Source organism: Halorubrum sp. SD626R, from assembly GCF_001261915.1.
In the GTDB taxonomy this organism is placed as follows: domain Archaea; phylum Halobacteriota; class Halobacteria; order Halobacteriales; family Haloferacaceae; genus Halorubrum.
In genome coordinates, this window is record NZ_CVRT01000067.1 from 22,102 (window position 1) to 44,943 (window position 22,842).

The 22,842-nt window shown below is 67.8% G+C and carries 22 protein-coding genes, 2 tRNA genes and 1 pseudogene; 11 read left to right on the plus strand and 14 right to left on the minus strand.

The features are described from left to right. Positions 1 to 17: 17 nt before the first annotated feature. The 3 genes from SD626R_RS06675 to SD626R_RS06685 all read right to left on the minus strand — a co-directional run bounded on the left by SD626R_RS06675 (position 18) and on the right by SD626R_RS06685 (position 2,868). Positions 18 to 791, minus strand: a complete 774-nt coding sequence (locus SD626R_RS06675; RefSeq protein ID WP_092564987.1) for a prephenate dehydrogenase — start codon at positions 789 to 791, stop codon at positions 18 to 20. 51 nt (positions 792 to 842) lie between these two features. Further along, the gene (locus SD626R_RS06680) at positions 843 to 2,093 is read right to left on the minus strand and encodes an MFS transporter (protein ID WP_092564989.1); all 1,251 of its coding nucleotides are present in this window, start codon (positions 2,091 to 2,093) and stop codon (positions 843 to 845) included. A 76-nt stretch (positions 2,094 to 2,169) separates the two neighbouring features. Beyond that, entirely contained in the window at positions 2,170 to 2,868 is a 699-nt protein-coding gene (locus tag SD626R_RS06685) for a thioredoxin domain-containing protein (RefSeq protein WP_092564991.1), read from the minus strand. A 148-nt stretch (positions 2,869 to 3,016) separates the two neighbouring features. Between SD626R_RS06685 and SD626R_RS06690 the strand changes: the two are divergent. After that, positions 3,017 to 3,310: pseudogene (locus SD626R_RS06690) on the plus strand (DUF5779 family protein); the annotation flags it as partial. Positions 3,311 to 3,412: 102 nt separating this feature from the next. Further along, positions 3,413 to 4,387, plus strand: coding sequence for a nucleotidyltransferase family protein (locus tag SD626R_RS06695; RefSeq protein ID WP_092564995.1), 975 nt, complete (start codon positions 3,413 to 3,415; stop codon positions 4,385 to 4,387). A gap of 29 nt (positions 4,388 to 4,416) precedes the next feature. Here SD626R_RS06695 and SD626R_RS06700 read toward each other — a convergent pair whose 3' ends face one another. Together SD626R_RS06700 and SD626R_RS06705 are read right to left on the minus strand one after the other, a co-directional pair. Next, on the minus strand, positions 4,417 to 4,620 hold the full coding sequence (locus tag SD626R_RS06700; protein ID WP_092564997.1) for a DUF8145 family protein: 204 nt from the start codon (positions 4,618 to 4,620) through the stop codon (positions 4,417 to 4,419). A 97-nt stretch (positions 4,621 to 4,717) separates the two neighbouring features. After that, positions 4,718 to 6,175, minus strand: a complete 1,458-nt coding sequence (locus SD626R_RS06705; protein WP_092564999.1) for a DHH family phosphoesterase — start codon at positions 6,173 to 6,175, stop codon at positions 4,718 to 4,720. A gap of 152 nt (positions 6,176 to 6,327) precedes the next feature. Here SD626R_RS06705 and SD626R_RS06710 point away from each other — a divergent pair. The 4 genes from SD626R_RS06710 to SD626R_RS06725 all read left to right on the plus strand — a co-directional run bounded on the left by SD626R_RS06710 (position 6,328) and on the right by SD626R_RS06725 (position 9,495). Next, a tRNA-Lys gene (locus SD626R_RS06710) sits at positions 6,328 to 6,401 on the plus strand. 324 nt (positions 6,402 to 6,725) lie between these two features. After that, entirely contained in the window at positions 6,726 to 8,165 is a 1,440-nt protein-coding gene (locus tag SD626R_RS06715) for a lamin tail domain-containing protein (RefSeq protein ID WP_092565001.1), read from the plus strand. Continuing rightward, positions 8,162 to 8,461, plus strand: a complete 300-nt coding sequence (locus SD626R_RS06720) for a DUF3006 family protein (protein WP_092565003.1) — start codon at positions 8,162 to 8,164, stop codon at positions 8,459 to 8,461. Before SD626R_RS06715 ends, SD626R_RS06720 begins: the two co-directional genes overlap by 4 nt. Positions 8,462 to 8,757: 296 nt before the next feature. After that, positions 8,758 to 9,495 (plus strand): SDR family oxidoreductase, encoded by a 738-nt coding sequence (locus SD626R_RS06725; RefSeq protein ID WP_092565004.1) that lies wholly within the window; start codon positions 8,758 to 8,760, stop codon positions 9,493 to 9,495. 167 nt (positions 9,496 to 9,662) lie between these two features. Here SD626R_RS06725 and SD626R_RS06730 read toward each other — a convergent pair whose 3' ends face one another. From SD626R_RS06730 to SD626R_RS06740, 3 genes are all read right to left on the minus strand, one after another. Beyond that, positions 9,663 to 10,394 (minus strand): class I SAM-dependent methyltransferase, encoded by a 732-nt coding sequence (locus SD626R_RS06730; RefSeq protein WP_092565006.1) that lies wholly within the window; start codon positions 10,392 to 10,394, stop codon positions 9,663 to 9,665. Positions 10,395 to 10,509: 115 nt separating this feature from the next. Beyond that, the gene (locus tag SD626R_RS06735) at positions 10,510 to 11,619 is read right to left on the minus strand and encodes a guanosine monophosphate reductase (RefSeq protein ID WP_092565008.1); all 1,110 of its coding nucleotides are present in this window, start codon (positions 11,617 to 11,619) and stop codon (positions 10,510 to 10,512) included. Between the two features lie 143 nt (positions 11,620 to 11,762). Then, complete coding sequence (locus SD626R_RS06740) at positions 11,763 to 12,923, minus strand: pyridoxal-phosphate-dependent aminotransferase family protein (RefSeq protein ID WP_092565010.1); 1,161 nt, start codon at positions 12,921 to 12,923, stop codon at positions 11,763 to 11,765. 134 nt (positions 12,924 to 13,057) lie between these two features. Here SD626R_RS06740 and SD626R_RS06745 point away from each other — a divergent pair, with 134 nt between their 5' ends. After that, the gene (locus SD626R_RS06745) at positions 13,058 to 14,599 is read left to right on the plus strand and encodes a sensor histidine kinase (RefSeq protein WP_092565012.1); all 1,542 of its coding nucleotides are present in this window, start codon (positions 13,058 to 13,060) and stop codon (positions 14,597 to 14,599) included. 54 nt (positions 14,600 to 14,653) lie between these two features. Here SD626R_RS06745 and thrS read toward each other — a convergent pair whose 3' ends face one another. Further along, on the minus strand, positions 14,654 to 16,630 hold the full coding sequence (gene thrS, locus SD626R_RS06750; RefSeq protein ID WP_176697288.1) for a threonine--tRNA ligase: 1,977 nt from the start codon (positions 16,628 to 16,630) through the stop codon (positions 14,654 to 14,656). 198 nt (positions 16,631 to 16,828) lie between these two features. Here thrS and SD626R_RS06755 point away from each other — a divergent pair, with 198 nt between their 5' ends. Further along, complete coding sequence (locus SD626R_RS06755) at positions 16,829 to 17,809, plus strand: PLP-dependent cysteine synthase family protein (protein ID WP_092565016.1); 981 nt, start codon at positions 16,829 to 16,831, stop codon at positions 17,807 to 17,809. 27 nt (positions 17,810 to 17,836) lie between these two features. Here SD626R_RS06755 and SD626R_RS06760 read toward each other — a convergent pair whose 3' ends face one another. Both SD626R_RS06760 and SD626R_RS06765 read right to left on the minus strand, forming a co-directional pair. Further along, a complete protein-coding gene (locus SD626R_RS06760; RefSeq protein WP_092565018.1) occupies positions 17,837 to 18,259 on the minus strand; it encodes a CoA-binding protein in 423 nt (140 codons plus the stop codon). Between the two features lie 60 nt (positions 18,260 to 18,319). Next, on the minus strand, positions 18,320 to 18,922 hold the full coding sequence (locus tag SD626R_RS06765; RefSeq protein ID WP_092565020.1) for an RAD55 family ATPase: 603 nt from the start codon (positions 18,920 to 18,922) through the stop codon (positions 18,320 to 18,322). Positions 18,923 to 19,134: 212 nt separating this feature from the next. Here SD626R_RS06765 and SD626R_RS06770 point away from each other — a divergent pair. Next, positions 19,135 to 19,209, plus strand: a tRNA-Arg gene (locus SD626R_RS06770). Positions 19,210 to 19,392: 183 nt separating this feature from the next. Here the strand turns inward: SD626R_RS06770 and SD626R_RS06775 are convergent. The 3 genes from SD626R_RS06775 to SD626R_RS06785 form a co-directional block, all read right to left on the minus strand. Then, complete coding sequence (locus tag SD626R_RS06775) at positions 19,393 to 19,611, minus strand: YgaP family membrane protein (RefSeq protein ID WP_092565022.1); 219 nt, start codon at positions 19,609 to 19,611, stop codon at positions 19,393 to 19,395. A gap of 99 nt (positions 19,612 to 19,710) precedes the next feature. Further along, a complete protein-coding gene (locus tag SD626R_RS06780; protein ID WP_092565024.1) occupies positions 19,711 to 19,974 on the minus strand; it encodes a DUF7123 family protein in 264 nt (87 codons plus the stop codon). Then, entirely contained in the window at positions 19,971 to 20,234 is a 264-nt protein-coding gene (locus tag SD626R_RS06785; protein ID WP_092565026.1) for a DUF8028 family protein, read from the minus strand. Before SD626R_RS06785 ends, SD626R_RS06780 begins: the two co-directional genes overlap by 4 nt. Before the next feature lie 423 nt (positions 20,235 to 20,657). On the opposite strand from SD626R_RS06785, the gene SD626R_RS06790 reads away from it, so the two are divergent. Together SD626R_RS06790 and SD626R_RS16360 are read left to right on the plus strand one after the other, a co-directional pair. Further along, positions 20,658 to 21,695 (plus strand): tyrosine-type recombinase/integrase, encoded by a 1,038-nt coding sequence (locus SD626R_RS06790; RefSeq protein WP_092565028.1) that lies wholly within the window; start codon positions 20,658 to 20,660, stop codon positions 21,693 to 21,695. A gap of 144 nt (positions 21,696 to 21,839) precedes the next feature. After that, the gene (locus tag SD626R_RS16360; protein ID WP_137782611.1) at positions 21,840 to 22,571 is read left to right on the plus strand and encodes a cupin domain-containing protein; all 732 of its coding nucleotides are present in this window, start codon (positions 21,840 to 21,842) and stop codon (positions 22,569 to 22,571) included. The last annotated feature ends 271 nt before the right edge of the window (positions 22,572 to 22,842 follow it).

Here is a 22,842-nt window from a genome sequence, read left to right on the forward strand (position 1 = left end):
TAAGTGCTCCGGCCGGCTCATTCGTGTCGCTCCCGCCCCTCGCGGTCGCCGCGGGCCGCCTCGTACAGGTCGGCGAACTCGTCGCGGTCGGCGTCGGCGAGCTCGCGGGCCGCGTCGGCCACGTCGTCGGCGCCGTCGAAGGCGCGCTGGATCTCGGCGTACACGCCGGGCGCGCCCTCGGTGACCGTGTCGGCGACGTCGTCCAGCGCGGCCGAGACCGGGGTGTGGAACTCCTCGCGCACGTCGTCGCTCGCGAGGCGCCACGCGAGGACCGCCGCGTGCGCGCCGGCCTGCACCGTCTCCATGGCCCGGTCGTGCTCGGCCGGCGTCGTCTCGAACACGTCGTTGCCGCCGGCCTCGATCGCGGCCGCGATCCCATCGACGACCGGCCCGCCCTCGTCGACGACGCAGGCGACGTTGCCGGGGACGCGCGGCGGCGCGAACAGGGGGTGGTAGCTCGCGCGCTGGAGCCCCGGCGCGTGCTCGCGCATCGCCGCGACCGCGTCGGTCATCTCGCCGGAGACGTCGAGGATCGCCCGCTCCGCCCGGGGCGCATACGCCTCGACCGCCGCGGGGACCGCCGACATCGGCACCGCGAGACACACCGCGTCGTGGGTCGTGTCGCCGTCGACCGGGACCGTCGTCGCCTCGCGCGACGCGGCGGCGTCGCGGGCCACGTCGGGGTCGCGGTCGGCGAACGCGACCGCGGCGTCCACCGGCGACTCGTCGGCCGACACCGTGTCGGCGATCCACCGGCCGATCTCGCCCGCGCCCACGACGAGGAGGTCCATCGGTTGCCCGGACGGAGGGCGCGCGAGGCTTAAAAAGGCTCGACTCGGGGCTCACTTCGAGGTCGACCGCTCCGCGCCGCCGCGGAGCCCGAGGAGTCCCTCGCCCGGCGCGATCTCCCGAACGGCCGGAAACAGCGCCAGTGCGATCGCGAGCTCTACCCCCCCGACCGCGAGGAACGCCGGCGTGTACCCGAGCGCCTCGGTGGCGCTCCCGCCGACGAGGAACCCGGCGAGGAAGCCGAGCGAGCCGAACACGTTGAACAGCCCCATCGCCGCGCCCCGGGCCTCGGGCTCGACGAGGTCGGTGACGAGCGCCATCGTCGCCGGCGCCATCAGCGCGCCGCAGACTCCGACGAGGACCATCAGCCCGGCCGCGAGCGGATATATCGGCGCGACGCCGACGCCGACCGTGACGACCCCGTACGCGATCGAGCCGACCACGACGGGGAGGAAGCGTCCCACTCGGTCCGACAGCGACCCGAACGGCGACTGGAGCAGCGCGAACGGGACGAAGAAGAGCGCGAGCGTCGCCCCCGCGCCGCCGGCCGAGAGCCCGAACGTCGCCGGGTCCTGGAAGTAGTACACCCCGGCGAGGGCGAAGAAGCCGGCCGTGAGCCGGTCGACGAAGCCGAACGCCAGCGGGACGAGGAGGCCCGGAGTCGTCCGCGCCCGCGAGAGCACGTCGCGGAAGCCGGCTCCTCCGTCGTCGCCCCGGTCCGCGAGGCCGACTCCCACCGCCCGGTCGTCGACGGTCGCCGCGAGCAGTCCCGCGCCGGCGAGGACCGCGGCGCCGGCGTACACTGGGTAGAACGGGTCGAGGTCGGCGAGCGCGCCGCCGACCACGGAGCCGACCGCCGCGCCCAGCCCGATCGCCGTTCCGGCGGTGCCCATGTTGCGCCCGTTGCCGCCGCCCAGGTCCATCAGCGACGTGACCGCGAGCGAGAACGCGCCGATCGTGAGCGCCCCGCCGACGACGCGGACGGCGAGCGCCGCCCGGAAGCCGAGGCCGAGCCCGGGCACTGCCGCCAGGGCGACGTAGGAGGCCGCGCCGCCGAGCGCGCCGGCGACGATCAGCGGGACGCGCCGGCCGAGCACGTCGCTGGCCGCGCCCCAGACGACCGCGAAGGAGACGAACGCGCCGAACTCCGCGACGAGGAACCACATCCCGGCGTCGATCCCGCCCGGCGCGCCGAGCGCGACCACGAGGCCCGGGACGCCGGGGTAGAGGAGCACCTGCGAGACCAGCACCGCGAGCACGACGGCGCCGAGCAGTCGGCGCTCCCCGCGGTTGTCGTCGCTCATCGGTTTATAAAACGGAGCGGACGGGCAAAAGATCGGCGCCTGGAGAACCGTTCCGCCGGACGCGGCGGGAGCGGCGCTACAGCGCCTCGTCGATCGCCGCCGCGATCGTCTCCGCCCGGTAGTCGGCCACCGCCTCGCCGTTCACGAAGATCGTCGGCGTGCCGGAGACGCCCATCGATCGCCCCTCGCTCCGGTCGCTCATCGATGCGTCCTCGTAGGCCGCGAACTGCGCGTCGGCGACGGCGGCACAGGGGTCCGCACCGGCGGCCTCCGCGGCGGCCCCGATCGCCTCGCCGCTGTAGCTCCCCTGCGACTCGTAGGCCGCCGAGGCGAACTCGAAGAACGCCTCGGAGCCGTTCCGGGCGCCCACGCCTCGGGCCGCGCTGGCGACGGGGACCGCCCACGCCTCGTTGACGGGGATCGGGAAGTCCCAGTGCTCGTAGCGCACCTCGCCGGGAGCGACGTACTCCTCGCGAATCGTCGGGAAGTGCTCCAGCTTGTAGGTGGCGCAGTGACCGCAGGTGAAGTCCTCGAACGCCCGCACGACCACGTCGGCCTCCGAGTCGCCGATGACGGGTCGGAAGTCTAGGTCCGGGTCCGAGGGCTCCGAGAGGTCGCAGTCGTACTCGCCCGCGTCGATGGCGTTCCCGCCGCCGCTGCCGCCGGTGCTTCCGCCGCCGCTGCCGCCGCCGCTGCCGCCGCCGAGACACCCCGCCGCGCCGACGACGCCGACCGACGCCGCGCCCGCGAGCAGGGACCGCCGCGTGCGTTCCATGGCCGTCACTCGGGCCGGACGGCACTTAACCGCTCCGCGACCGGGCGGGCGCCGTCTCGCGCGGGCGATTCGCTCGCCGGTCTGGCACCGGTGGAATGCGGGGGCGTCGCGTCCGAACGTTTTTGCCGGCGCCTCGCGACCCTGCTGTATGAGCGACTGGGACCTCGACCTGCGCGACGCCGAAGAGCAGATGGACGAGGCGTTCGCGGCCGCCGGCGACGTCGTCCTCGGCGTCCTCGACGGGACGACGGACCCGGAGGAGTGGGTCCGCAGCGTCGACTACGGCAACACCCTGGTGTTGTCCATCGACGGCGACCTCAACGAGCTCGCCGCCGGCTTCGCCCGCGAGGTGAAGGACATGGGCGGCGACCTGATGCACTTCCGCGGGTTCCTCGTGGTCACCCCGCCGGGCGTGAGCATCGACACCGATCGGCTGAGCGAGTGAGTCGCGCTCGCCGCCGGCCGCCGGCGACACGCCTCCGGCGCGTTGTCGGCGGTTGACAGGAGCAAAAGAGGTATGCCACCGGGGTGAGAGGGGGGTTGTATGAAAGCCGTCGTACTCGCGGGGGGTTACGCGACCAGACTCTGGCCGATCACCGAGCACCGACCGAAGATGTTCCTGCCGGTCGGCGAGAACACCGTCATCGACGAGATATTCGAGGACTTAGAGGCGGACGACCGCGTCGACGAGGTGTTCGTCTCCACCAACGAGCGCTTCGCTGACACGTTCGACGAGTACCTCACGGAGAGCCCGTTCGAGAAGCCGACGCTCTCGGTCGAGGAGACCGTCGCGGAGGACGAGAAGTTCGGCGTCGTGGGGGCGCTCGAACAGCTCGTCGACCGCGAGGACGTCGACGACGACCTCATCGTCGTCGCCGGCGACAACATGATCAGTTTCGACCTGGCCGACTTCACCGACTTCTTCGAGTCGAAGGGGACGCCGACGCTGGCCGCCTACGATGTCGGCGACCGCGAGCGCGCGAAGTCGTACGGGCTCGTCGAGCTCGACGGCGACGAGGTCGTGAACTTCCAAGAGAAGCCCGAGGACCCCCAGTCGACGCTCGTCTCCATCGCCTGCTACGCGTTCCCCGCCGAGACGCTCCCGAAGCTCACGACCTACTTGGAGGACGACAACAACCCGGACGAGCCGGGCTGGTTCCTCCAGTGGCTCCAGCGGCGCGGGGCGGTCCACGCGTACACCTTCGACGGCGCGTGGTTCGACATCGGCACCGCCGACAGCTACCTCGACGCGGTCGAGTACGCCTTAGAGGGCGGCACGCTCGTCGCCGACGACGCGACCGTCGAGGGCTCCGACCTCGGCGACGTGGTCCACGTCATGTCGGGCGCGACCGTCACCGACTCGACGCTCGATCGCTCCGTCGTCTTCCCGGACGCGACGATCACCGACTCGGAGATCCGGAACTCCGTGATCGACGAGGGGGTCACGCTGGAGGGCGTCGACCTCTCCGGCGCGCTGATCGGCTCGTACACCTCGATCACCGAGGGCGACGACTTCTAGATCGACTCCGCGGTTCGACCGCGACCCCGTCAGTCGGTGCCGGCCTGCTCGTGCGTGTGGTGATAGCAGTCGAAGGCTGGGTCGCCGTCGTCGGTCGCGGGGTAGAAGCAGACCCGCTGGTAGCGCTCGTTATCCAGGAGATTCGCCACGAAGCCGTCGGCGTGTCGCGAGACCGAGTCGTACGGGTCGCCGCAGGCGGGGCAGTCCGGCGGCGGGTCGTCGGGAACGTACATGCGGCGCGGTCACCGTCGCTACGGCCGCAAGCGGGAAAACGGCCGCGCCGAACGTCGGCGGCCGGAGGGCGACGGTCGCGGGTCGGCCGTTGAGGGGTCAGGAGCCGTTCGAGCCGTCGCCGCCCTCGACGCCGAGGGCGTCGAACAGCTTCCGGCGGACGGCCTCCTCGGTGAGGTGGAGGAGGGTGTCGCGGTTCTCGCCGCTCGCCTCGATACCGGTGAAGATGCCGAGCGGAATCTCCAGCGAGCCCTGCGTGGAGTGGCCGGCGGCGTCGCCCATCTCCGAGAACGCCTCGTCGAGGACGTTGCCGATGTTCAGCCGGATGTCCTTCGAGCGCGCCGCGAGGTAGATGTTGTCGTCTGCGATCCCGAGGACTGCGGTCGTCGTGATCCCCTCCAGGTTCAGCAGGTGTTGGGCCGCCTGCGCGAGCGCCTCGCGGTCCCGGATGAAGCCGGCCGTCGAGAAGAGGTGGCTCCCCTGCACCTCGCGGTTCTGGATCGCCTCCGCGAGCACGTCCAGCGTCTCCGGGCTCATCGACGGCGACTCCACCTGTTCGAGGGTGTCGTGGTTCGCGAACGGGTGGAGGTAGGCGGCGGCGGTCAGGTCCGCGGGCGTCGTGTCGCGCTTGAAGTCGAGCGTCTCGGCGCGGATCCCGTACAGCAGCGCGGTCGCGACCGCCTCGGTCGGCGACTGGTCGAACTCCTGGAGGTACTTGGTGAGGATCGTCGACGTCGAGGAGACGTTGGTCCGCACGTCGACGAACCGGGCATCGAACGGTACGTCCGCCTCCAGGTGGTCGACGTAGACGTCGATGTCGACGTCGAAGTCGAAGCCGTCGTCGGCCGACTTCGCGAGGTCGACCGCGGCGACCGTCTGGTACTCCGAGAGGTCGGGCGCGTCCGACCGGGCGACGAGGTCGATCCCGAGGAGGTTGACGAACGCCCGGTTCTCCTGGTGGCCCACGTCGCCGGAGTAGAGGATGTCGGCCTCGACGCCGAACGCGCCCGCGATCGCCTGAAGCGCGGTCGCCGACGCGATCGAGTCGGGCTCCGGGTTGTCGTGGGTCAGGATCGCCATCCGGCCGCCGCCCTCCTCGATGATCTCCGCGAGCTGGCGTGCCATGTACTCCAGCTCGCCCGTTTCGAGCGACTGGAGGGCGCTGTCGGCGATCACCGTCGAGGGGTTGATCACCACGTCGGCGCCGCGCTCGCGGAGCTCGTCCTCGCTGACGGGATCTGAGGCGCGAGCGACGAGGTAGTGGTCGCCGCCGACGTCGCGGATGGCCGAGACGGCCGCCTTGTTCGCCTCGACGTCGCTGGCGAGGATCAGCACGATGTCGCGGCCGTCGATCGCGTCGACGACGTCCGGCTCGGCGATGTCCTGTACCTGGGCGTTGAGGTCCTGATCGCGGAGCGCCTCGACACGGCTCTCGTCGCGGTCGAGGATGAGCACGTCCTTGCCGCGACCGGTCAGCTCCTCCGCGACGGCGTGTCCGACGCTGCCACAGCCGAGGATGGCGTATCGCGTCCGCGCTGATCCGGATGCCCCACTCATTGCACGTGATTTCCCCGGGACGCCACTTAACGAGTGCGCTCTCCGCGTGGGGCGGGCGAAAAGCGGTGAGACGGGTCGGGGCCGGCGGCGTCTCCGGGACCGCGTCGTCGAATGAAAAGGTCTTTTACCTCGACAGCGGTAGAATTCGGTGAGGGCCGGTAGCTCAGTTAGGGAGAGCGACGGACTCTTAATCCGTCGGTCGCGTGTTCAAATCGCGCCCGGCCCGCTCCTTCACCGACCGATTCCGAGTCGTGTAGATCGCATGATGGCGAGTCTACCGCCTCTAAATCGGCTCGAATCGCCGAGCGAGTTCGTTCGGTAACCGAACGTACCCCGAAGCCCTCACGGGGGAGCGGTGACAGCGGAAGTACCGCCGCCAGCCGGACCCGTTCCGACGAGATTACCGACACCTTCGAAATCGAGACGCCGTGCCGACGTTCGGTCGCGCGCAAATCGACGCCAGCGACGCGAAACGGAGACTCGTGAACGAGCCGGATGTGGGTCGTTAACACATGCGTACCTCTTTGACCGTGTAGGATAGTAACCAGACATGAAACGAACGGGAGGGGCGTTCCACATCCTACTGATTGCGGGTATCGTCTTCCTCGCGGGCTGTGCCGGCGCGGTACCCGGCGAGCAGGCACCGACCGGATCGGACACGGGCGACGAGGCGACGGTCGAAACGGCGAACGGAACCGTCGAGTTCCACTATATCAACGTCGGACAATCAGTCAGTACGCTCGTCGTCGGACCGGAGGGTGAGACGATGCTCGTCGACACGGGCCACTACAACGACGACGGCGAGTACGTGTTGGAGTACCTCCGGCAGCATGATATCAGCCGGATTGACCACCTCGTAACCACGCATAACGACGCGGACCACATCGGCGGGAACGCGGCGGTCATCGAGTACTACGAGACAGAAGCCGAGGGGATCGGGGCCGTCTACGATCCCGGAATCGCCGCGAGTACCCAGACCTACGGTGAGTACCTCGATGCCGTTGAAGAACACGAAGTGACGCTGTACGAGACGCGTGAGGGCGATGTAATCTCGATCGGAGAGGTCGACGTCGACGTTCTGGGGCCACCGGAGCCGTACCTCGAAAGCGAGGCCCGCAACGAGAACAGCATCGTGCTCAAGCTCACGCACGGCGAGACGAGCTTCCTGCTCTCCGGCGACGCCGAGGACGATCAGGAAGAGTACCTGGTCGACACGTACGGCGCAGAATTACAGTCAACAGTGCTGAAAGCCGGTCACCACGGCTCGTCGAGCTCGTCGGGTGAGCCGTTCCTCGACGCGGTGGAGCCGCGGGCGGTCGTCGTGTCGAGCGCGTACGACTCGCAGTACGGGCACCCGCATGACGAGGTCCTCCAGCGGCTTTCGGACCGGTCGATCCCGACGTACTGGACCGCCACGCACGGGAACATCGTCCTCGTGAGCGACGGGAACGGCGTCTCCGTACAGACGCAACGCGACGCACCCACCGACCCGCTGGCGATCCGCGACAGCGGGGCGGTCGAACCCGGCACGAGCGGCGAGGTCGTCGAACGAACCCGGCTCGGCGGCGACCCGGTGGACGGCGGTTCCGCGGACGGGACTGACGACGGCAGCGACGACACCGACGAGGAGAACGAGACGACGTCGGTCGACCCGGCCGCGGCGCTGGAGGTCGCGGCGATCAACGCGGACGCCGAGGGCGACGACGGCGAGAACCTCAGCGACGAGTACGTCGTCTTCGAGAACGCGGGCGACGAGCCGATCGAGCTGTCCGGGTGGACCGTCGAGGACGAGGCAGACCACAGGTACGAGTTCCCGCAGGGGGTCACGCTCGACGCGGGCGCGAGGGTGACGCTGCGGACCGGAAGCGGCACGGATACCGACACCGACCTGTACTGGGGAGCGGGCTCGCCGATCTGGAACAACGGCGGCGACACGGTGGTACTCTCGAACGCCGACGGGGAACGCGTCCTCGAGGTGAGCTACGAATGAGCGGTATCGAACTCCCTGACGGCGAGTACACCGCGGTCGTCGACAGCGTCGAAGACGGGCTCGCGACGGTGTTCTTCGAGCGCGACGGCGAGGAACTGGGGAACGCGGTGCTGGAAGTCTCAGGGCTCCCGTCGGACGGACAGCACGCCGACGCGATTCTCTCGGTGACGCTCAGCGGGGGACGTATCGAGTCCGTCTCGTACGACCCGGAGCGGACGGAGACGCGAGGGGAGGCGGCGCAGGACCGGTTCGATCGGCTCTCGAAGCGGCCGCCGTCTGACGAGGAGCGTGGCTGAGTCTCGCAGAAAGCCGGGCGTTCACCGGCGAGCGGCGAAACTGATCGGCGCGTACCGACCGGCGACCGAGTCGGCGCCCCGCGAACGGTTCCGATCGACGTCGGCGGTCGTGCGGCGGCGGTCGGGCACCGGCGGGCGGACAGCGAGGCCGCGGGTCGCGGAGGCGCCTCGGGGAAGAGGCGTCGCCGCGGACCACGTCCACGGAGCGCTTTCCGGGGGCGTCGACGACGAGCCGATCGGCCGGAGACGTTTCCCCGACGCGATCTTTTATGACCGCGCTCTGCGATCCGCCGGACATGACGACGCTCGACGGCGAGACGGCACTGGTGACGGGCGCGAGCTCCGGGATCGGCGAGGCGACCGCGCACGCGTTGGCGTCGCGGGGCGCGGACGTCGCGCTGCTGGCCCGGCGGCGCGAGGCGCTGGAGTCGGTGGCGGCGGACGTGGAGGCCGAGCACGGCGCGAGCGCGCTGGTCGTCGACGGCGACGTCCGCGACCGGGCGACGAGCGAGGCCGCGGTCGAGGCGGTCGTCGAGCGGTTCGGCGGGCTCGACGTCGTCGTCTCCAACGCGGGGATCGGCCGGGGGAGCGACCTGGAGACGATGACCGACGAGGAGTACTTCGCCATGCAGGAGACGAACGTCGACGGGACGTTCTTCCTCACGCGCGAGGCGCTCCCGCGGCTGAAGGAGAGCGAGGGGACGCTCGTCGTGGTCGGGAGCTTCGCGGGTCAGTACCCGCGCTCCTTTAACCCGGTGTACGCCGCGACGAAGTGGTGGGTGCGCGGCTTCGCGCACAGCGTCTCGGCGCAGGTCGGCGACGAGGGCGTCGCCGTCTCGGTGGTGAACCCCTCCGAGGTGCGCACGGAGTTCGGCAGCGAGGACGGCGAGCCGTTCGAGGAGCGGTTCGAGCCGGGGACGATGACCGAGCCCGAGGAGGTCGCGGAGGCGATCGCGTTCGCTGCCACGCGCCGGGGGTCGTCGGCTCAGGAGATAGACCTCTTCCGCCGAGACAAGTTCGGCGACACGCTCTGACCGCGCCCTCGATCACTCGGGGAGCGGCGCGCCGCACTCGGAGCAGGCGTCGTCGGCCCGCGCGACGGTGAGGTCGCACTCGGGACAGAACCGGCGGTCGCAGGCTGGGTCGCCCATAGTCCGGCGTCGACGCCCGTCCCGCATAACTCCGGCGGCGTCCTCGCGGCCTACCCGCCGCCGCGCTTCCGCAGCGCGGCGCGGTAGTGGTACTCGTTCCCCTCGCCGCCGCGTGCGACTTCGTCGAGCTCCCAGCCCGTCCCGATCGCGGCCTCGCGGAGCCTGGCCGGGCTGAACAGCCGGAGCTGGAGGACCGGGTTCGTCTCGCCCTCGTACTCGAAGAACATGACGCGGTGCGCGAGCCCCGGCGTCGGGTCGTCGCGGTAGCCGACGAGCTCGGCGGTCGCCGGGTGGGTCGGGTCGTAGGAGTCGACGACGGCGGTCGCGTCCGGCGTGGTCACGTGCGCGAGATCGCCGAGGAACTCGCTGAGTCCTCGCATCGAGCCGGCGAGCCCGACCTGGGTCCCGTTCGCGAGCGCCGAGCCGAACCGGTCGCGCTCGAACTGCTCGCGCAGCGCGAACATGTCGCCCTCGCGGGCGTCGTCGACGCCGCGGTCCCGCATCGTCTCGACCAGCGCCGGGCTCGGCTCGATCGCCACCGTCTCGAACCGCTCCTGGAAGTGCAGCGCGTGGCGGCCGGTGCCGGCGCCGAGGTCGACGAGCGGCCCCCGCAGCTTGGACGCCAGCCACTCGTGGGCCGGGTCCGCGCTCGGGTCGAAGTCGGCGAAGTAAAACGCCTCGATCGGGTGTTCGACGGCCTCGCCGCCGTCGCGGTGCAGGAGGGGCTCGTCTCGCTCGCCGCGGAAGTGGTCGCGGATCGCTCGGCCGAACGCGTCCGTCATGCGTCGGGAATGCGAGGGTCACCGTGAAAAGTCGCTCGCGAGTGAGTCTCACAGACGCACGGGTTCTCACCGGTCCCTCGATCGGTGAGAGAGCCGGGCGGGCAGATAAAACGAGTCAGTCGTCGCTCTCGGCGGTCGACCCGCCGGTCGCGTCGCCGATCGGCTTCGTCTCGCTGTCCACGCTGACTCCCTCCCAGTCGTCGTCGGTGTGGAATCCCTCCCGCTCCTTCGCGCCGGGGGCGACGCGCATGAACTCCGCCTCGACGCGAGCGCGTTCGATCGTGTGTCCGCCGCAGTACGACAGTCCCGAGCGGATCCCCTGACAGAACTCTCCGGCGACGGTCGCGACCGGTCCCTTGTACGGCGTCAGCGCCTCGACGCCCTCGTCGGCGGCCACCTCGGCGCCCTTGTCGTCGCGGTCCTCGGCGGCGGCGGTGGTCGCCATCCCGCGCGACCGCTTGTACCGCGTGCCGTCGACCTCAACGACTGCGCCGGGCGCCTCCGCCGTGCCGGCGAAGAGGCTCCCGAGCATCACGGTGTCGGCGCCGGCCATCAGCGCCTTCACCGCGTCGCCGGAGGTGCGGATCCCGCCGTCGGCGCAGATCGTCACGTCCAGCCCCTCGGCCGCGGTCGCACAGTCGTCGACCGCGGTGAGCTGCGGCACGCCCGCGCCGGCGACCTTGCGCGTGGTGCAGTGCGATCCGGGTCCGATACCGACCTTCACGCAGTCGGCGCCGGCGGCCGCGAGGTCCTCGACCCCCGCGGGCGTGGCGACGTTGCCGGCGACCAGGTCGGTGTCCGGGAACTCGTCGGCGATGGCCTCGACCGCCGCGATCGTCCGTTCGAGGTGTCCGTGGGCGACGTCGACGACGAGAGCGTCCACGTCGGCCGCGACCAGCGCGGCGCTCCGGGCCAGATAGTCCTCGTTAATTCCCACCGCGGCGGCGACCCGCTCGCCGGCGGCGGCCACCTCCTCGACCTGCGCCGCCTGCTCGTCGACGGTGAGGAAGCGATGAAGCACGCCGATCCCGCCCTCGCGGGAGAGCTCGACCGCGAGCTCCGCCTCGGTGACGGTGTCCATCGCCGCCGAGACCAGCGGCGTCTCCAGTTCGACGCTCGGCGTGAGCCGCGTCGAGAGGTCCACGTCGCTCCGGCTGTCGACCGGCGACCGCTGCGGGACGAGCAGCACGTCCCCGTAGCTCAGTCCGGTTCGTAGATCGTTCATACCCCTACCGAGGAGAGAGACGCGCACTGATAAATCTCTCGGCGGCGACGGTCGCTTCCGGGGCGGCCGCGAGCGCCCCCCGCACGTTCTCGGCCGCTCAGAACCCCTGCTCCCGGCGGCTCAGAACCCCTGCTCCCGGCGGCTCAGAATCCCTGTTCGGTAAGCGCGTCTTCCAGCGCTGCCAGCAGGTACTCGACGTTCTTCCGGCGGGCGGAGCGCCCCATGCAGCCGATCCGCCAGATCTCCCCTTCGAGGTCGCCGAGCCCGGAGGCGATCTCCAGGTCGTACTCGTCGAGGAGGCGGTCGATGACGGCGGCGTCGTCGACGCCGTCGGGGACGCGAACGGCGTTCAGGCTCGGCAGCCAGTACTCCTCGGCGGCGTTCATCTCCAGCCCGAGGTCCCGCAGGCCGGCCTTCAGCTCGCCGGCGACGGCGCGGTGGCGGGCCCACCGCTCCTCGATCCCCTCCTCGGCGACGAGCCGGAGCGCCTCGCGGAGCGCGTACACGTTCGTGATCGGCGCGGTGTGGTGGTACGCGCGGTCGTCGCCCCAGTACCCCTCCAGGAGGGAGAGGTCGAGGTACCACGAGCGGGCCGGCTCCTCGCGCGAGAGGACCTTCTCCATCGCGCGGTCGTTCAGGGTGAGCGGGCTCGCGCCCGGGGGACACGAGAGGCACTTCTGCGGCGCCGAGTAGGCGACGTCGACGTCCCACTCGTCGACGCGCATCTCCACGCCGCCGAGGGAGGTGACGCAGTCGGCGATCACGTACGCGTCGTGCTCGTGGGCGATGTCGGTCAGCGCCGACACGTCGGGCTGGCGGACGCCCGTGCTCGTCTCGGCGTGGACGAAGCCGAACACGTCCGGCTGGTGTTCGTCGAAGGCGCGCTCGACGTCGACCGGGTCCAGGGGCTCGCCCCACGGGGCGTCGACCCCGACGACCTCGCCGCCCGCGCGCTCGGCCATCGACCGCATCCGTCCGCCGAAGTAGCCGTTCGTCGGGACGAGCATCGTGTCGCCCGGTTCGACGAGGTTGCCGATCGCGGCTTCCATCGACGCCGAGCCGGTGCCCGAGACCGGGATGGTCCACGTGTTATCGGTTCGGAAGACGTACCGCAGCAGCTCCTGGACCTCGTCCATGATCTCGACGAACGACGGGTCGAGGTGGCCGACGAGCGGCGTGCTCATCGCCTTGAGCACCCGCGGGTGGACGTCGCTCGGTCCGGGCCCCATCAGCGTGCGGTCGGGCGGGGTCAGCTCGCCGACGTCGGGCGGCCGTTCGTCGAGCGTCGAAACCTGCTTCGACATACGAGACAAACGGAGCGGCGACGATAAAAACGCGACGGAACGCGCAAGCGAACGCGGTCCGCGCCCGCGTCGCCGCCCCGACGGCGCGGACCGGGATCCGGGTTACCTATATGCGTGGTGGTCGATCTATCCGTATGACTGACCTGTCGCCCGGGCCGGGGTCAGGCGAAGACTTCCGGACCGTCCTCGACCGGATGGCCGACGGGTTCTTCGCGGTCGACACCGACTGGCGGGTCACGTACGCCAACGAACGGGCCGCGGAAATCCTCCGGTCGGCGATGACCGACGAGGCGCTCGACGACGCGGAATCGATCGAGGGAACCCACCTGTGGGAGGCGATTCCGGACGCCGTCGGCACGGAGTTCTACGACGAGTACCACGAGGCGATGGAGACGCAGGAGCCCGTCTCGTTCGACTCGCACTACCGACCGCTGGGGACGTGGTTCGACGTGCGGACGTTCCCGTCGGAGAGCGGGCTCTCGGTGTACCTCCGCGACATCACCGAGCGGCGGGAGCTGGAACAGCGGCGCCAGGAGAGCCTCCACGCGACCCAGCGGCTGTACGCGGTGTCGTCCGACCAGGACCGGTCGTTCGAGGAGAAGGTCGAGTCGATGCTGGAGCTGGGCTGTGAGTACCTCGGGATGCCGAACGGCTTCCTCACGCGGATCGAGGGCGACACCCAGTACGTCGAGTTCTCGAACGCCGAACACCCGGAGCTGCGGGCCGGCGAGAGCTGCCCGCTCGAAGAGGCGTACTGCAAGCGGACCGTCGAGCTCGACAGTCTGTTGACGATCGTGAACGCGGCCGACGAGGGGTGGGACGAGGACCCCGCGTACGACCGGTTCGGTCTGAAATCGTACATCGGCGGCCGGATAGAGATCGGGGGCGAACGGTACGGAACCCTCTGTTTCGCGGACACGGCCCCGAGAGACGAGGCGTTCACCGACACTCAGCGGACGTTCGTGGAGTTGTTGACCCGGTGGATGAGCTACGAGCTGGAGCGACGGCGCGCGGCCGAGCGGCTCGAACGCGAGCGCGACCGGCTCGACGAGTTCGCCAGCGTCGTGAGCCACGACCTCCGGAACCCGCTGTCGACGGCGCGGGGTCGCGTGGACCTCCTCGCCGACGAGGTCGACAGCGACCACGTCGATCCGGTCCAGCGCGCGCTCTCGCGGATGGAGACGCTCATCGAGAACGTCCTGATGCTGGCTCGCGACGGGGGCGGGGTCGACGAGACGAGCCGAGTCGAGCTCGTCGCGCACGCCGAGGACGCCTGGAAGACGACCGCCAGCCGCGGCGGAACGCTGCACACGGCGGCCGACGCGTTCGAGCTCCGCGCCGACGAACAGCGGCTCCGACAGCTCTTGGAGAACCTCTTTCGGAACGCTGTCGACCACGGGACCGCGGACGGGCGCGGCGAGTCCGCCGGCGTCGCGGTCACCGTTGGGCCTCTGGCCGACGGCGGCGGGTTCTACGTGGCCGACGACGGCCCCGGAATCCCCGAGGACGAGCGGGACCGCGTGTTCGAGTCGGGGTACACGACGACGAGCGACGGGACGGGGTTCGGACTGGACATCGTCTCGGAGATCGCGGGCGGCCACGGCTGGGAGGTCGCCGTGACCGACTCGGACGACGGGGGCGCGCGGTTCGAGTTCACCGGGGTCGACCGACCGTGATCTCCCGTTCCGCCCGTCAGGCCCGGGAACCGTAGCGGCCGGGTCCGCGCGCCGTCACTCGCCGTCGACGAAGTCGGGCTCGGTTCGCTTCTCGTCGCGCTCGCCGACGAGGTGGTCGACGAAGGCGTCGAGCTCGACGTCGCCGCGCTGGTTCTCGAAGCGATCGCGGACCGAGACGGTGCCGGCCGCCTCCTCGTCGTCGCCGACGATGATCATGTACGGGAGCCGGTCGTCGTGCCCGGCGCGAATCTTCCGGCCGACGGTCCAGTCGCGGTCCTCGACCTCGACGCGGAAGCCGGCGTCCTCCAGCTCGTTTTTCACGCGGTGGGCGTAGCCGAGCGTCTCGTCGGAGACCGGGAGGATCCGGACCTGCTCCGGCGCGAGCCACAGCGGGAAGTCGCCGTCGAAGTGCTCGATGAGCACCATGAAGAAGCGCTCGTAGCTCCCGTACAGCGCCCGGTGGATCATCACCGGCCGGTGGTCCTCGTTGTCCTCGCCGGTGTAGGTGAGGTCGAACCGCTCGGGCATGTTGAAGTCGAGCTGGACGGTGGGGCCGTCCCAGACGCGGCCCAGCGCGTCCTCGAAGCCGAAGTCGATCTTCGGGCCGTAGAAGGCGCCGTCACCGGGTTCGACGTCGTAGTCGTAGCCGCCGGATTCGAGCACGTCGCGGAGCTGTTCCTCGGCGGACTCCCAGATCTCGTCGCCGCCGACGGACTTGTCGGGGCGGGTCGCCAAGGCGACCTCCACGTCGAGGTCGAGCGTCTCGACGACCTCGAAGATCATCTCGATCACCGACTCGATCTCCCTCCGGATCTGGTCCGGCCGGACGAACAGGTGCCCGTCGTCGATGGTGAACGACCAGACGCGCGAGAGCCCGGAGAGCTCGCCGCGCTGCTCCTTCCGGTACACCTTCCCGTTCTCGAAGTAGCGCTGCGGGAGGTCGCGGTACGACCACGACTGCTGGTCGAAGATGGTCGCGTGGCCAGGGCAGTTCATCGGTTTGAGCCCGTACTCCTCGTCGTTGACGTCGAGGAGGAACATGTCGTCCTTGTAGTTCTCGTAGTGGCCGGACTTCTTCCAGAGCTCGGTCCGGAACACGTGCGGGGTCTCGACCTCCTCGTAGCCGTTCTCGCGGTTGAGCTCGTTCGCGAACTCCGAGAGCTCGCGGAGCACGGTCTTGCCCGGCGGATGGTACAGCGGGAGGCCGGGACCCGTGACCGTCGGGATCGAGAAGAGGTTCATCTCCTGGCCGATCTTCCGGTGGTCGCGCTCCAGCGCCTCCTCGCGCAGTTCGAGGTGCTCTTCGAGGGCGGACTCGGAGGCGAACGCGGTGCCGTACACGCGGGTGAGCGTGTCGTTCTCCTCGTCGCCGCGCCAGTAGGCCGCGGAGACCTCCAACAGGGCCGCCGCGCCGATCTCGCCGGTCGACTCGACGTGGGGGCCCTGACAGAGGTCCCGCCAGCCGTCCTGTTCGTAGAAGGTGACCGTCTCGCCGTCGGCCTCCTCGTCGAGGATCTGCAGCTTGTACTCGTTGTCGGCGTAGATCTCCTTGGCCTCCTCGCTGGAGCGGACCTCGCGCTCGATGTCGTAGTCGGCCGCGATGATCGCGTCCATCTCGTCTTCGATCGCGTCGAGGTCGCCCTCGTCGAGGTCGACGTCGGTCACGTCGTAGTAGAACCCGTCGTCGGTCGGGGGGCCGATGGTGAGCGTCGCTTCCGGGTGGAGCCGCTGGAGGGCCTGCGCGAAGACGTGGGCGGCGGAGTGGCGCAACACCGTGAGATACTCGTCGGACTGGTCGGTGACGATCTCGATCCGCGCGCCGTCGTGGACCTCGGCGTGCTTCTCGACGAGCTCGCCGTCGATCTTCCCCGCGACGGTGTCGCGACCGAGCCCGGGGCCGATCTCGAAGGCCACGTCCTCGACTGTCGCCCCCGCCGGAACGTCCAGCTCTGATCCGTCCGGAAGGACGACCGTCACGTCGGCCTGCGCATCGGTCTCGCTCATACCTCTTCGGAACCGGACGAGGGGCATAAGTTTGTTCGATCCCGGGCATCCGGTCACGCACCGTCGTCCGGCTACGCACCGTCGTCCGGTCACGCACCGTCGTCCGGTCGGACGGCGACGCGCGTTCGCGTCCCGAGCGTCGGCAACGCCCGCCGACGCCGACGACAGGTGGCGGTCGACGCGGCCATGGAAACACGCAAAAGGGGCGGCAACGATTGCGGGAACATGACGACCTATCGGGAGCCCCTGTCGTCGGTGCTGGAGACGATCGGGGAGACGCCGCTCGTCCGGGTGCACGACTCGCCGGACGCGGTACCGGTGTACGCGAAGCTGGAGTCGTTCAACCCCGGCGCGAGCGTCAAGGACCGGATCGGGAAGTACATGCTCGAACGCATGCTGGAGCGCGGCGATGTCGGCGAGGGCGGCACCGTCGTCGAGCCGACCGCGGGCAACACCGGGATCGGGCTGGCGGTCGCCGCCAAGCAGCTTGGCCTGAACGCCGTCTTCGTCGTCCCCGAGCGGTTCTCGGTGGAGAAACAGCAGCTCATGCGCGCGCTCGGCGCGGAGGTGGTCAACACCCCGAGCGAGGACGGGATGGGGTTCGCCATCGACCGCGCGCACGAGATCGCCGAGGAACTCGACGACGCCGTCGTCCCCCAGCAGTTCTCGAACCCGCTCAACGCCGAGGCCCACTACGAGACCACCGCCCCGGAGATCGACGAGGCGCTCGACGGCGAGGTGGGCGCCGTCGTCGCGGGGGTCGGCACCGGCGGGACGCTGATGGGGATGGCCCGCTACTTCCGCGAGCGCGACCCCGACACCCGCGTCGTCGCGGTCGAGCCGGAGGGGTCGGCCTACCGCGAGTTCCTCGGCGAAGAAGTGGAACACGAGGCGTACAAGACGGAGGGGATCGGCACCCACGACATCTCGCGCAACCAGCTGTTCGACCCCGACCTCGTCGACGACATCCGCACCGTCCCCGACCGTGCGGTCCACGAGGAGATGGCCCGGCTCGCGGCCGAGGAGGGACAGCTCGTCGCCTCGTCCGCCGCCGCGAACGCGGTCGCGTCGAAGCGGGTCGCCCGCGAGATCCGCGACGGCGACCTCGACGCCCCGCACGACGCCGTCATCACGATATTTTGTGACTCCTCCGAGCGCTACCTCTCGAAGGGCGTCTACCGGAGCTTCGAGGAGTGGGAGGGGTAGCGGGAACGACGCGGCGGCGAGGCGCTCCTACCCGCGGAGGCGACCGTGCTCGACCTTCATGCACTTGTCCTGTACGACATCGATCCCGTCGGCCTCCGCGGCCGCGGCCGCCTCGTCGTAGCTGATCCCGAGCTGGAGCCACGCCGCGGCCGCGTCGCCGCGGGCCGCGTGTCGCTCGCGCACCGCCGCCAGGATCTCCGGCACCTCCTCGCTCGGCCGGAACACGTTCACGAGGTCGACCTCGCCCTCGATGTCCGCGAGCTCGTCGAACGCGGGCTCGCCGAGGATCTCGTCGGCGAAGGGGTTGACGGGCACGATCCGGTATCCGTGCCGCTGGAGGTACGCCGGCACGTCGTGGGCCGCCTTCCCGGGCGTCGTCGAGCAGCCGATCACGGCGATCGTCTCGGCGTCGAGCAGTCGGTCGAGTCCCTCGTCGTCGGTTGTGGGCATATGGTCGAGGGTACGCGGTCGGGAGGATTAAACCGCCCGGAGGTCGCCCCCGCTCCGCGCTCAGGCCAACCGGATCCGCGGTTCGTCGTCCTCGGAGAGCGTGACGACGCCGTCGAAGAGCTGCTTGATCGTGTTCATCGCCTGATCGTCGTGGGAGGTCGAGTCGATGCTGAACAGGCCCAGCCCGTTCACGCTTTGGATGCGTCCGGTGAACACGTGGAGAAACCGGAACACGGTCTGGAGGTCCGAGTACATCAGGAGCGTCGAGAGCGAGTGGACCATCACGCGGTTCCGGTCGATCCCGCGGTCGCCGAACGCCTGGAGGAACTCCGAGAGCTTGATGCCGATGCCCGTCATGTCGACCGGCGAGGAGGCGTACTTGATACGGTCCGACTCGCGGGCGTCGCTGACGCCCTGCTGGCGCGTGACGCAATCGACGACGGCGACCGGCTTCCCCTCGTACGGCGTTCGCTTCTCGTAGTCATTCAGCACGCGGTCGGCGCCGTCCTTCGTGGTGACGACGATCGCGCCGTCGCCGCGGTCGGTGCCGGCGGCCAGCACGTCCATCATCATGGACCGCTTGCCGGTCAGCGGCGGGCCGGTGAGGAGGAGGTTCGTCCCGGGGTCGATCTCCTCGTCGAAGTGCGGCCTCAGGTCATACATAGGCGCACCTCGGCGACGGCGAAAGCGACCCGGGCCTCTCGTTCGGCCGCGAGGCCGTACGACCAGAACACATCTACTACGGAAACCATGCTCGGTCCAGATAATATTCTTTTTGATCGGCCGTGGTCGCGACCCGTCTTGGCGCCCGCGACGACCGCAGATCTGTTCCGAACCGCGGGAGTTAAAACGTCCAGCGGAGTATCCCACGCCACGGGCGCTTAGCTCAGTCTGGATAGAGTGCTTGGCTTCGGACCAAGTTGTCGCGGGTTCAAATCCTGCAGCGCCCATGATTTTGCGACGACCGCACAGGAGGAGCCAAATCTGGGCCGAAGAATTTGAATCAGAGAGTGGAGCGAAGCGGAACGACCGTGGTTCACAATCCTACAGCGCACATTCCTTCACGGCTCGTTTCGAAGCGAACTCCAGATCGCGTTGAATCGCCGTTTTCCGGACGGACCCCGAGTGAGGGTTCAGTCCACCGGACAGCGGTCAATTCCGAGCACGCGATACAGCAGACACCGCCGCGTCGCGCCTTCGACGATCAGTACCGCCCCGGCGGCGCCGAGCCCGATCGCGGAGACGACCGGAACGGTCAGGCTCCCGGTTGCGACGAGGACCGCGAGCGCCGCGATCGCGACGCCGGCCGCGATCCGGACGAGCGCGTCGATCCGTCCGACGTTTCGTTTCACGCGAACTCCTCGGGGCTGCTCGAATAAAACGCCGCGGTGGCTGCGGTACCTCTCACGGATCGAAACCGGACGCGACAGATGGAAGCCGGACGCGACTCGCTACGCTGGGGCGACGCGCCACGTCGTCGCGCCGGTGTACGACCACTTCTCGATCTCGACGTCCTCCATCGAGTCCCGAAGCCGGACGATCAACGCGCCGATCTCCTTCGGCGAGAGGCCGACGTCGTCGGCGATGAACTTCGCTTTGAAGTACGTCTCGCCGTCCGCCGCCTCCGCCCGGAGGAACTCGGCGAGCCGATCGGCCTTCGACGTCGACGACTCGGACTCCGGGGCCGACCGCGGGGTCCCGTCTGTCGCGCTCATGCGTAACCCCCGGAGCTGTGGTGATCGTGACCGACGACGACGCAGGCGACGTGGAGGGCGATGAGGCCGAGCGGACGCCACCCCTGTTCGAAGCCCGCGACCCCGTAGGCCGCGGGCACGTACGCGAGCGGCAGCAGGATCGCCGCCCAGAAGGCGACGGCCCGAACGCTCGCGACCGCTCGGTTCCAACACGCGCTCGACAGGGTGGCGCCGATGCGGATCGGCGCCCGAATCGATCGGGAGGACGTTTTGCTTGACATGGGGAACACCGGACGTACTCGTCGCATGGACGGCGGGCATCATATAAGGGCTAGAGCGTTGTCGCGGCTTCGGCTGGATTAACGATCGCTCCGGTCGTTTCGAGACCCTTTACCGGTGCGGTGCGATCGTTCAAAACCGTGCCAGAGACGGTTAAAAAATTTATAATCGGTTATGAGGTGTTTGCTTCGTAGGATCCGGATCGCGGTCAGGCGCCGGATCGATGTCGCTCTCCCGATCGAAATCCCTCACTCAGTACGACGCCGCCGCTCGCGACGTTGCGCGCGGCGACAGAAAATGGGGCCGGAGGGATTCTGGAACCCCCGCCGTCGTGCCACTTCAAGGCACTCCGGGGCCGATCTACCTCGCTCCCGACAGGTCGCTCGATTCGCGCCTCTCTCCCCCAACGGTGGTCGGATTCAACCGTGAACCACAACGAACCCGACGATCCGTCCGAAGTAACGAGCCCGAGACAAGCGAGAAGGCGATTCATCGCCAGCAAACGCGGAACGGTCAAAGACTCCACCACGCGAGCCTACAAATACCCGACTAAGAGTTTCGTACAGTTCTGTGAATCACGCGGCGTCGAAACGACCGGCGAGATCGGGGGCCACGTCATCGGCTCGTGGAAACGGGAGCGCCAAAGAGAGGTCGCGCCCGTTACTCTCCAGAACAACGTCAAACACCTTCTCGTCTTTGTCAGATGGTGTGAGTCGATGGAGTTGATAGACTACGGGACCGCCGATCGAGTGAAAGTACCCGACATTAGCAAGAAGCAACAGGTGAGCGACGAAACAGTCCGAGCCGGGCAAGCCGAGAACGTTCTCCATTACCTCGACACCTACGAGTACGCGAGTCGAGAACACGCGCTGTTCAAACTTATGTGGGACACCGGATGCCGAATCGGTGGGGCTCTCGCTCTCGACCTTGACGACTTCGATCACAAACATCCCCGACAGCCGCGGCTCTACTTTCGGGACCGCCGGGACGAGGGGACCGGCCTCAAAAACGGCGAGTCCGGCGAGCGGGACGTGATGATCAGCGATCAACTCGTCGCCGTCCTCATCGACTACATCTCCGCGAAACGCGATGAAGTGTCTGACGAGTACGGCCGCCATCCCCTATTTACAACGCCGAACGGCCGACTTTACCGGCAAAAAGCCTACAACAATTTGGTTCCCCGAACCCGGCCGTGCGTCACCACCGGAATGTGTCCCCACGATCGAGAAGAAGCCGAGTGTGACGCCGCCCAATCGGTCGAGAAGGCACCTTCTTGCCCGTCGAGTAAATCGCTCCATCCCATCCGGCGGGGCTCGATCACGAACCAGATCAATCTCGGGTGGGATAAATCGAAATTGTCCGAGCGGGTTGACGTTTCGGTCCCCGTTCTCGACAAGCACTACGACGACAGGAAGTTGGAGGAGGAAGCCCGAGGACGAGAGGAGTTCACAGACCTCCTCTGAAGAAGTTTCCTTCCAATTTTATTTCTCGTCGCTCTGTCAAAATCCATTTTCATATTTATTTTCCGTCTGAAATAATCGATTGATGAGACGCACATCTCGTCATTAGTGTTTACATTTATTTGTCCATTCTTCATATCGGACTTTGTGTCAAAGAAAGCGGTTATTCAGGGAGAAATTCATATCTTTCCTACAGATCGTAAGTCGCTGATGAACCGAGACACAGACCAATACGAAGCGCTCTATTGTGAGGGAAGAAGCGATACTATTTCTCCCCATCATCACCGTAATCGTTACAATCTGTACGTTATTGGGGCTCTGACTCTGTACCTCCTTTATGGAATGTTCAGTTATGTTTATTCGAGTTTGCCGTTCATTCAAGCATACGACTTAGAGGCCCAAGCCAAACAGGAGGGGCTTGTTTTTGATGACAATATTGATCTCGAAATTCATGAGATATTTGATTCTTATAATATACAGACCGTGAACTTCACGCTTATTAGTCTAATTGTGATTTTTGCTCTCGAATTTCTATATTCGTTTCAGGTTGATTCCATCTCTATTGCTATACCCGGCCTCATAACGATACCAACACCGGTTCCGATTTGGGTATTGACACTTCTCATCGGAATGTTATTGCCTTTCATGTATTTTTCTCTCTTGGTCAGTTATGGAAATACTGGTGATCGCGACGAAAAGATGGCTCGCACTATCGTACAAAAATGCGATAAGCGAGAACACGAGTCCGTTCTTATTCTGGTTGGCGACAAGCATGTTGAGCCTATCGGCGAGAAACTTGATGAGGAGGGCTGGGAAGTTGAAAAGGAGCGAACCAACAATACAATCGCACGGATCAAGAGACGACTGGGATTCAGTTGACTCTGAACTGTCAAATTAAAAGGGCCACAACTTGACCGAGAGAATCCGAAGCGTGCGAGAAGGCGCGAGGTTTGACAATTCCACGTTCCGCCGATCTCGTTACCAGTCTTTGGTTCTGTTAGACCGGGGCCTTCCTGTCGCTTGACATGCTTCTGTCCAGCCTATACGGTTGAGTGTTCGCTGGGGAGTTACGGTTATGTATGCCGCTATCATGAATCCAAGTGACCACCTTACGAGAGCGGGTATGAACCGGTAGCCGGTTCAAATCCGG